The sequence below is a fragment of the Mesorhizobium sp. M1004 genome (genome assembly GCF_040318795.1).
GTDB lineage: Bacteria > Pseudomonadota > Alphaproteobacteria > Rhizobiales > Rhizobiaceae > Mesorhizobium.
The window spans coordinates 47,062-55,759 of sequence record NZ_JAMYNB010000025.1 but is presented as its reverse complement, the minus strand read 5'-3'; the positions used below and the strand labels follow the sequence as shown (position 1 = coordinate 55,759).

Sequence of the window (8,698 nt, the reverse complement as noted above, 5' to 3'; positions counted from 1 at the left end):
TGACGTTACACTCCTTCCAAGGCACCTTGCTCTCCTTGCAAAGGGCCGAAAGTGTAACCCATGTCTCCGGAATGAACTGTCACCCATCTCTCGGGAAGGGCACTGAACATCAAGGGCTTGACTTCCTGGCGCCGCACCGACGGATTCCTGATTTCGGCCTGCCGGCTGTGCCGGCAAGCCTCGCAACCGAGTTATGAACTTTCGGGGCGCACGGTCTCCACGCCCAGCGAGCCGGCCGGCAGCGGCTGTAGCAGTTCGGCTTCGGACTTCGTCAGATTGAGCCAGGCGGACCAATTCTCAGGTTGAAGGACCACGACCTGCCGATTGTGATAGGGCGCAATATCGGGTCCAGGATCGGTCGTCAGCATGGTGAAGCTGGGCGGCTTGTTGCCGGCGGCTTCACGCCAAAGCCTGCGATGGCCATGAACGGCGAACCGTTGAGCGTGAAGCGATGCTTTGCCTTCGGATACTTCGTGCCCGTGAACTCGAAGAAGGCGGATGCCGGTACGAGGCAGCGTTTGCTGCCGGCGAATTGCCTGCCTTCGGAGCGGAAGTTGAACACTGGTCCGCCTTTCGGTCCGGCCGGTGGAAATCCGAACGTCATCGACGTCAGTTCGACAGCGCCGGTATCGCCGGCGGCGCGCATGATCGGGGCCGGATCATTGATGTGGATGTCATCAACCTGCGGCAGGTCAAGTTCCGTCTGATGGGTCGGGATCTCGAGTGCCAGCGACTCCAGCATCCGGCAATATTCAGCCCAGAGAATATGCTGCTCATAGTCGTTGCACATGGAAGGCTCCCGACCGGTCTGCCAGTTTACGTTACGCAAACAAAGAGGCGATGGAAAGCCGTGGCCGTTCAACCCTCGCGGTCGCGCTCGACCAGTATATCGGCCTCGATCGCCGCATTGACGAAGGCCGCGCGGGCATAGCGCGCCTCTTGAAGGCCTTCCAGAACGCCAAGGCAGGCTTTACGGGCGGCGACGTGATAGCCGCCTGTCTTCACGGGCCATCGGTTCATGAGGATGTCAGCGGCCTGCGCGAACACGCTCCACCTTGTAGATCGTGTTTCTGGACCTGCCGAGCGCCACGCGAACCGGCTCATCGAAATGCTGATCTTGCATGCTTCCCCTCCCGAACGCGATCGCGAGTCAATTCGGGGGAGGCAAGTTCGGTTCCACGGGAGCGATTTGCCAACGCAATAAACCCGCCTTCTGAAATCACTTTGCGCCCATCGGCCAAATGGCGGATTCGCTTTGCTTGGTGATCCCCTCCACCTAGGGCAAACTGCCTGCCGGGGCTGCAGGAGGAGAAATGCGAGCACGCGCAGCTACGATCGGCGATCTCGAAAGTGTCTTCCGTGATCTGTCCACGCGGATGTCGGACGAGTATGTGGCCGCCGGCAAGGACAGCAAGGTCGCCTACGACAATCTGATGATGAATTTGAAGGAAGGCCGAGCGCACGCGCTGGTCGAGGGCGACAAGACGGTGGCGATCGTCGCCTGGCACGAGAACAGCGACGCCGCCGACACGCTGTTTGCCGCGCAGGAGGGTTTCTTCAGCGCCGCGACGGTCCGCTTCTGCAGGCGCCACATCCGCCACATTCAGGCGCTGGCCGGCAACCTTCCCATCCACTCGCGCAGCTGGCTGCAGCGGGCCGACGTCGGCAAATGGTTCCGTGTCATCGGTTATGTCGAACGCGGCCGAGAGAACGGCGCCACTGTGTTCGAATTGCCGCCGGCACGGGGAGCGTCAGCTGCGCGGGCTGCCTAGGGCTGCGCACCCACGGATGCCATCACGGAAAAGCCCCCGCCAGGATGGCGATGGGCCAATATCGCCTGCAATGGGCTCATATCGGGGGCTCAGATATCGGGCTGATCCAGCGCCTCGAAAATCACCCGTTCCAGCGGACCGAGATCCTCTTCGATCTCGCTGACCTCAAGGCCTAAATGCCGAGCATCCAGGGCAGCTCGCGTGGTTAGGGTTCGAGCCGTTGCCTTGTCGGCAGGCAGTTCGCCCGGCAGGTGCTCGTGGATCCAGCCCTGCAGGAAATCAACGCCGCGCTCGCTCATCGATTTATCCCTTCCGTTATCTGGGGGATCATTCCCCCAGAATGACCCCAGAAGCGACGATCTGAGCCGTCAGGCTGGTGAGCCTGCCTCGCTTCATGAGCGTCGGCTTTTGGTAGATTTTCTTCATGGCGGTGCCTTTCGCGACAAATCGCTCGTCGGCAACAACGTCCGTCGCGGGGCAGCGTTCCATGGCGGGCTGTTGAGCCCGACCCCCCTGACACATCGTATTTGAGAACAGCCCCGCTCCCGCGACCCGTGATGTTGATGCCGCGGCAGGTTGCGAAGCCAATGCGGGGCGTGGCATTTGTCGATGCCGATCATTGGGATGGCAAGCAGGACATGGCACGGCCACCAGACATCGCCCGACACCAGGCCGCCAAGGCAGGCGTTAGCCTGAACCGGGCGCTTTCCAAACTCGGCCTGTGTTCGCGCAAGCAGGCCGAGCTGCTGATAGCCGAAGGGCGCGTGCGGGTTGGCGGCAAGGTGGTGCGCGATCCGTCGCTGCGTGTCGATCTCGGCCGCGACCGCATCGCTGTCGACGGCGAGCAGATCGTCGGCGAGGCAAAAGTCTACCTGATGATCAATAAGCCGCGCGGACAGGTCACCACGCGCGATGACCCGCAGGATCGTGGCACCGTCTATGACTGCCTGGTGGAACTGGAGTTGCCTTTCGTGTCGCCGGTCGGCCGCCTCGACAAGGCCAGCGAAGGCCTGTTGCTGATGACCAACGACACGCGCTGGGCCAACCGCCTGCTCGATCCGGCCTCGCATGTCGCCAAGACCTATCATGTCCAGATCGGCACCGCGCCCGACGAAGCGATGCTGGCGCGCTTTCGCGACGGAGCGATCGTCGACGGCGAACTGCTGACCGCAAGTTCGATCGAACTGCTGCGCAGCGGCGGCCGCACTGCCTGGCTGGAAATCGTGCTCGACGAGGGCCGCAACCGCCAGATCCGCCGCCTGCTCGGGGCATTCGATATCGAGATGCTGAGGCTGGTTCGGGTGGCGATCGGCGGTTTGCAGCTCGGCGAGCTCGCCAAGGGCAAGGCGCGGCATCTGACATCGGAGGAATTGGCGGTGCTCGCGCGTTAAGAGGCAGGCTTGCCGCGAAACCCTACTTCTGGTTCCACCTGCGTATCACCGGCTCGCTCAGATCGTGCTCATAGCCGAGGATGCTGAGGCTCGCGGTATCAAGTACGAAGTGCGCACCGCCTTCGGGTGGCAGACCGAGCCAGCGCGCGGCCAGCACGCGCAGGAAATGCGAGCTTGAAAACACCAGCACATTGCCCTCGATTGCCCGCAGCCCGGCGATGATCCTGTCGGCCCTGGCGCCAACATCCGCTACCGACTCGCCGTCGGGACAGCCGTCACGGAACAATTGCCAGCCGGGGCGCTGCACAACAATCTCCTTGGTCTTAACGCCCTCATAGGCGCCATAGTCCCATTCCTGCAGGTCGTCCTTCTTGACGGCAGCAGCGCCGAAGCCGGCAAGCGTGCAGGTGCTGAAGGCGCGCTGCGACGGGCTCGACCACACCGCCTGGAAGGACAGATCCTTGAGCCGGTCCGCCACGCCGCGAGCCGCCGCCTCGCCCTTTGGCGTCAACGGTATGTCGGTGCGGCCGGTGTGTTTTCCCGAAGCGCTCCACTCCGTCTCGCCGTGACGGACGAGGTAGATTTCGGGGTACGGATTGCTCATGCGCCGGCCTTTCGGTTTTACGTCCGCACCCTACCCGGGAGGGCCCGGCCAGCGCCAGCCGCGTGCAGGCGGAAAAGGAAAGGCCGCAACCGAATCGGCTGCGGCCTTGTGCTCAAACGTCAGTGCCCGGAGCGGTCAGGCGGGCTGCAGATCGCCCGACAGCGCCAGGTCGGCTTCCTCGGACAATGTGCCGGCCATGGCGGCGGCGAACTTGGTCTGGTCGAGTTCGCCTTCCCAGCGCGCCACAACGATCGTCGCCACTGCATTGCCGACGAAATTGGTCAGCGCTCGGCATTCCGACATGAAGCGGTCGACGCCGAGGATCAGTGCCATGCCGGCGACCGGCACCGTAGGCACCACCGAGAGCGTGGCGGCCAGCGTGATAAAGCCGGCGCCGGTGATGCCGGCGGCACCCTTGGAGCTCAGCATGGCAACCAGCAGCAGCAGGATCTGGTCGCCATAGGTGAGCGGCGTGTCGGTCGCCTGGGCGATGAACAGCGCCGCCAGCGTCATGTAGATGTTGGTGCCGTCGAGGTTGAAGGAGTAGCCGGTCGGGATGACCAGGCCGACCACCGAGCGGTTGCAGCCGGCGCGCTCCATCTTGGCCATCAGGCCGGGAAGAGCGGCTTCCGAGGACGAGGTGCCGAGCACCAGCAGCAGCTCTTCCTTGATGTAGCGGATCAAGGCGAGGATCGAGAAGCCGTTGTACCAAGCGACAGCGCCGAGCACGACCAGCACGAAGAGCAGCGACGTCAGGTAGAAGGTGCCGATCAGAAAGGCGAGGTTGGCAATCGCGCCGATGCCGTATTTGCCGACGGTGAAGGCCATGGCGCCGAAGGCGCCGATGGGGGCGGCCTTCATCAGGATGGCGACCAGGCGGAAGATAGGCGAGGTCAGCGCCTGCAGGAAATCGACGACCGGGCGGCCGCGCTCGCCGACCAGAGCGAGAGAGATGCCGAACAGCACCGAGAAGAACAGCACCTGCAGGATGTCGCCTTGCGCGAAGGCGCCGGTGATGGTGTCGGGGATGATGTTGAGCAGGAAGCCGACGATGGTCGTGTCATGCGCCTTCTCGGTGAAGGTGGCGACCTTCGAGGGGTCGAGCGTCGCCGCATTGATGTGCATGCCGGCGCCCGGTTGGACGACGTTGGAGACGACCATGCCGACGACCAGCGCCAGGGTCGAAAAGACCAGGAAATAGATCATCGCCTTGCCGGCGACGCGGCCAACCTTTTTCAGGTCGGAGACGCCGGCAATGCCGGTGGTCACCGTCAGGAAGATGACCGGCGCGATCACCATCTTGACCAGCTTGATGAAGGCATCGCCGAGCGGCTTCAGCGAAGCACCGAGTTCGGGATAGAAATGACCGAGCAGCACGCCGGCGGCGATCGCCGTCAGGACCTGCACGTAGAGATGACGGTAAAAGGGTAGCTTGCCGCGCGGTTCGGCGGCAGCGAATGCTGGCTGCATGACGTCCTCCATGGCGCCCCGATCGAAAGCTCGACCTCCCGGGGCGGTTGTTTTCCGCAGCCTTGCGACTGCTGTATCGGTGATTGCAACTGCCGTGCCAGACTGTGCGGCATTACCGCAGCCATTGATTTTGTTGGGTATTCGACCGATCGAGGCTGATGCCGCTCAACCGCAAGTGCGAACATCCGCATGATTGAATTGTGCTTTGTGCGAAATTATGCACAAATAGGGAATGTTGCAACGCCCTGCCGCGGTCCTGTCGCCGACGCCCGAGCAACTCGGCAAAAGCGCGCGTCGCGCCTGGCTGCTGTTTGCGGCGATCGCGCTGGTGATCGTTGCCACGGCGCTCACCGGCGCCGGCCTCTACGCGCGCCGCGCCGAGGTCGCGGCACTGGCGGCGCAAGGCCGCACCGATGCCAATCTGAAGGTTGCGTTGCTGCGCGCCGTGCTGGAAAGCCCGCGGGCGCTGCCGCTGCTCTTGTCCGAGGACCAGCAGGTGCATGACGCCCTGCAGAACAAGGGCGCTGTCACGATCGACGTGCTCAACCGCAAGCTCGAAGGGCTGGTCTCCGGCACCAAGGCTTCGGTGCTTTACGTCACCGGCGTCGACGGGTTTGCGATCGCCTCCAGCAACTGGCGCGAAACAACCAGCTTCGTCGGCAACGACTATGGTTTCCGCGCCTATTTCTCCGGCGCCATGCAATCGGGAACGGCCGAATATTTTGCGCTGGGCAACATCAGCAAGCGCCCGGGCCTCTATATTTCGCGTCGCGTCGGCAATGCAGCGGCACCGCTCGGCGTCGTCGTCGTCAAGATGGAATTCGACCAGCTTGAAGCCGACTGGCATGAGGCCAACCGGCCGGCCTATGTCAGCGACGACCACGGCGTCGTGCTGATCACCAGCGTGCCGTCCTGGCGCTTCATGACCACCGCGCCGCTGACCGGCCCGGTGGCTGCCGCCATCCGGAGCAGTCAGCAATTCGGCAACGCGCCGCTGATCCCCTTGCCGATCACACGCCCCGAGGCATTGAGCCCTGACGTGTCGATGGTGCATGCGATAACACCGGGCGGCAGCGATGCCGAATATCTCAGGCTTTCGACACTGGTCCAATCGACGCCATGGCGGCTCGATTATCTCGTGCCGGTCGACGCGCCGATCGCGGCTGCGGTGCGTGAGATGCGGCTGCTGGCGCTGGGCGTCATGGTGCCGTTGCTGGCGCTGGCCGGCTATCTCCTGTGGCGCCGTCAGTCGGCGCAGATGCGCATCGCCGCCGAACAGGCGGCGCGCATCGAACTCGAGCGCCGCGTCGTCGAGCGTACGCATGACCTCAGCCTGGCTCGCGACCGGCTGCAGGCCGAGATCACTGATCACCGCAGCACCGAAGCCAAGCTGCAGGTCATGCAGCAGGAATTGGTGCAGGCCAACCGTCTTGCTACCCTCGGCCAGGTTGCCGCCGGCGTCGCGCATGAGATCAACCAGCCGGTGGCAACGATCCGCGCCTATGCCGACAATGCGCGTGTGTTCCTGGAGCGCAAGCAGACCGCCTCGGCCGAGGAGAACCTTGGCGCGATTGCCGCGCTGACCGAGCGCATCGGCGGCATCACTGAAGAGTTGAAGGTCTTTGCCCGCAAGGGGCGCACGGCAGCCGAACCGGTCGAACTGCGCGGCGTCATCGAGGGCGCCGTGGTGCTGCTCAGAAGCCGCTTTGCCGGCCGGCTGGACGCGCTCGATATCACGCTGCCGCCGGTAACGCTCAAGGTGATGGGCAACCGGCTGCGGCTCGAACAGGTGCTGATCAACCTGTTCCAGAATGCGCTGGAAGCGCTGGACGGTCGCGACGGCGCCAGGGTGCAGGTGTCGGCCCATGAGACGGCCGACGGCGTGGCGCTTGCCGTCGCCGACAATGGGCCGGGCATTTCGCCTGCCATCCTCAAGTCATTGTTCACGCCGTTCAACACCTCGAAGGAAAAAGGCCTCGGGCTCGGCCTCGTCATCTCGCAGGACATCGTTGCCGATTATGGCGGACGCATCGAGGTGGCGAGCGACCAGGCCGGCACGCGCTTTACCATTCACCTCGCCAGGGCAGCATGATGGACACCGCACCGGTCGTATTGATCGACGACGACAGCGAATTGCTGAGGGCCACGCGGCAGACGCTGGAACTCGCTGGTTTTTCCGTCTCGGCCTTTGCGGTGGCGGCCGAGGCGCTGGCCGGGCTCGACGCCAATTTTCCCGGCGTGGTGGTGTCCGACATCCGCATGCCCGGCATTGACGGCCTGCAGCTCTTCGACCGCGTCTTGCAGCTTGATGCCGACATTCCGGTAATCCTGGTCACCGGACATGGCGACATCGCGGTTGCGGTCAAGGCGATCAAGGACGGCGCCTACGACTTCATCACCAAGCCGTTCGCCGCCGACCGGCTGGCGCAAAGTGTGGCGCGGGCGGCGGAAAAACGCCGACTGGTGATGGAGAACCGCGCGCTGCGCGAAAGCGCCGAACAGGCGCAGGACGGCCTGCCGCTGATCGGCCAGACGCCGGCGATGGAGCGGCTGCGCCGCACGCTGCGGCAGATCGCCGACACCGATGTCGACGTGCTGGTGACTGGCGAGACCGGCTCCGGCAAGGAGGTGGTGGCGAGCCTGCTGCACCGCTGGAGCCGCCGCGCCAAGGGCAATTTCGTGGCGCTGAATTGCGGCACGCTGCCGGATACGGTGATCGAAAGCGAACTGTTCGGCCATGAGGCCGGCGCGTTCACCGGCGCACAGAAGAAGCGCATCGGCCGCATCGAGCATTCGAGCGGCGGCACGCTGTTTCTCGACGAGATCGAAAGCATGCCGGCCTCGACCCAGGTGCAGATGCTGCGGGTGCTGGAAATGCGCGAGGTGACGCCGCTCGGCACCAATGAAATCCGGCCGGTCGACCTGCGCGTCGTCGCCGCCGCCAAGGTCGATCTCGGCGATGCCAGCCGGCGCGGCGCCTTCCGCGAGGATCTCTACTACCGGCTCAATGTGGTGACGATCTCGATCCCGCCGCTGCGCGAACGCCGCGACGACGTCGCCCTGCTGTTCTTCTACTTCGCAGAGCGTGCAGCCGCCCGCTTCCGCCGGCAAATGCCAGCCGTGCCTGCCTCAGTGCACCGCCATCTGAGCCAGCACGACTGGCCGGGCAATGTGCGTGAACTCGCGCATTTCGCCGAGCGTTTCGTGCTGGGACTCGAGGAAGCGGCGCAAGCGCCACCTTCCGCCCCGGCGGAGCCGGATGACGCCAGCTCACTGCCGGAACGGCTGGAACGCTATGAAGCCAATGTCATCCGCGAGGCGCTTGGCCGCAATGACGGCGATGTCCGGCGCACGATCGAAGCGCTCGGCATTCCGCGCAAGACCTTCTACGACAAGCTGCAGCGGCACGGCATCGTGCGCAGCGATTTTTCCAGGTAATTCATTTTCCAGGCAATTCAGGC

General features: G+C 64.2%; 10 protein-coding genes and 1 pseudogene. 5 read left to right on the top strand and 6 right to left on the bottom strand.

The window, feature by feature from the left end:
• The coding region (locus NKH54_RS30900) for a hypothetical protein (protein WP_353029606.1) at nt 1-197 on the top strand (197 nt) is incomplete at its 5' end.
• On the opposite strand, the pseudogene NKH54_RS30895 reads toward NKH54_RS30900, so the two are convergent.
• Both NKH54_RS30895 and NKH54_RS30890 read right to left on the bottom strand, forming a co-directional pair.
• Nucleotides 192-742, bottom strand: a pseudogene (locus tag NKH54_RS30895) (SOS response-associated peptidase family protein). The gene NKH54_RS30900 and the pseudogene NKH54_RS30895 sit on opposite strands and share 6 nt — an antisense overlap.
• A 116-nt stretch (nt 743-858) precedes the next feature.
• Nucleotides 859-1,020, bottom strand: a complete 162-nt coding sequence (locus NKH54_RS30890) for a DUF982 domain-containing protein (RefSeq protein ID WP_353029605.1) — start codon at nt 1,018-1,020, stop codon at nt 859-861.
• Nucleotides 1,021-1,313: 293 nt separating this feature from the next.
• On the opposite strand from NKH54_RS30890, the gene NKH54_RS30885 reads away from it, so the two are divergent.
• Nucleotides 1,314-1,772, top strand: coding sequence for a hypothetical protein (locus NKH54_RS30885; RefSeq protein ID WP_023669674.1), 459 nt, complete (start codon nt 1,314-1,316; stop codon nt 1,770-1,772).
• Nucleotides 1,773-1,861: 89 nt separating this feature from the next.
• Here the strand turns inward: NKH54_RS30885 and NKH54_RS30880 are convergent, their stop codons facing one another.
• Both NKH54_RS30880 and NKH54_RS30875 read right to left on the bottom strand, forming a co-directional pair.
• Nucleotides 1,862-2,071 carry a DUF768 domain-containing protein gene (locus NKH54_RS30880; protein WP_023669673.1) on the bottom strand — a complete coding sequence of 70 codons (210 nt, stop codon included), beginning with the start codon at nt 2,069-2,071 and terminating at the stop codon, nt 1,862-1,864.
• 28 nt (nt 2,072-2,099) lie between these two features.
• Nucleotides 2,100-2,261 (bottom strand): hypothetical protein, encoded by a 162-nt coding sequence (locus NKH54_RS30875; protein ID WP_353029604.1) that lies wholly within the window; start codon nt 2,259-2,261, stop codon nt 2,100-2,102.
• A gap of 149 nt (nt 2,262-2,410) precedes the next feature.
• Here NKH54_RS30875 and NKH54_RS30870 point away from each other — a divergent pair, with 149 nt between their 5' ends.
• Nucleotides 2,411-3,163 (top strand): pseudouridine synthase, encoded by a 753-nt coding sequence (locus NKH54_RS30870; protein ID WP_023726814.1) that lies wholly within the window; start codon nt 2,411-2,413, stop codon nt 3,161-3,163.
• Nucleotides 3,164-3,185: 22 nt separating this feature from the next.
• On the opposite strand, the gene NKH54_RS30865 is transcribed toward NKH54_RS30870, so the two are convergent.
• Both NKH54_RS30865 and NKH54_RS30860 read right to left on the bottom strand, forming a co-directional pair.
• Nucleotides 3,186-3,767, bottom strand: a complete 582-nt coding sequence (locus tag NKH54_RS30865; protein WP_353029603.1) for a histidine phosphatase family protein — start codon at nt 3,765-3,767, stop codon at nt 3,186-3,188.
• Between the two features lie 135 nt (nt 3,768-3,902).
• On the bottom strand, nt 3,903-5,237 hold the full coding sequence (locus tag NKH54_RS30860) for a dicarboxylate/amino acid:cation symporter (protein WP_023681916.1): 1,335 nt from the start codon (nt 5,235-5,237) through the stop codon (nt 3,903-3,905).
• Nucleotides 5,238-5,469: 232 nt separating this feature from the next.
• Here NKH54_RS30860 and NKH54_RS30855 point away from each other — a divergent pair, with 232 nt between their 5' ends.
• Both NKH54_RS30855 and NKH54_RS30850 read left to right on the top strand, forming a co-directional pair.
• Nucleotides 5,470-7,329 carry a sensor histidine kinase gene (locus NKH54_RS30855; protein WP_353029602.1) on the top strand — a complete coding sequence of 620 codons (1,860 nt, stop codon included), beginning with the start codon at nt 5,470-5,472 and terminating at the stop codon, nt 7,327-7,329.
• Nucleotides 7,326-8,675, top strand: coding sequence for a sigma-54-dependent transcriptional regulator (locus tag NKH54_RS30850; RefSeq protein WP_023730992.1), 1,350 nt, complete (start codon nt 7,326-7,328; stop codon nt 8,673-8,675). Before NKH54_RS30855 ends, NKH54_RS30850 begins: the two co-directional genes overlap by 4 nt.
• Nucleotides 8,676-8,698: the final 23 nt, after the last annotated feature.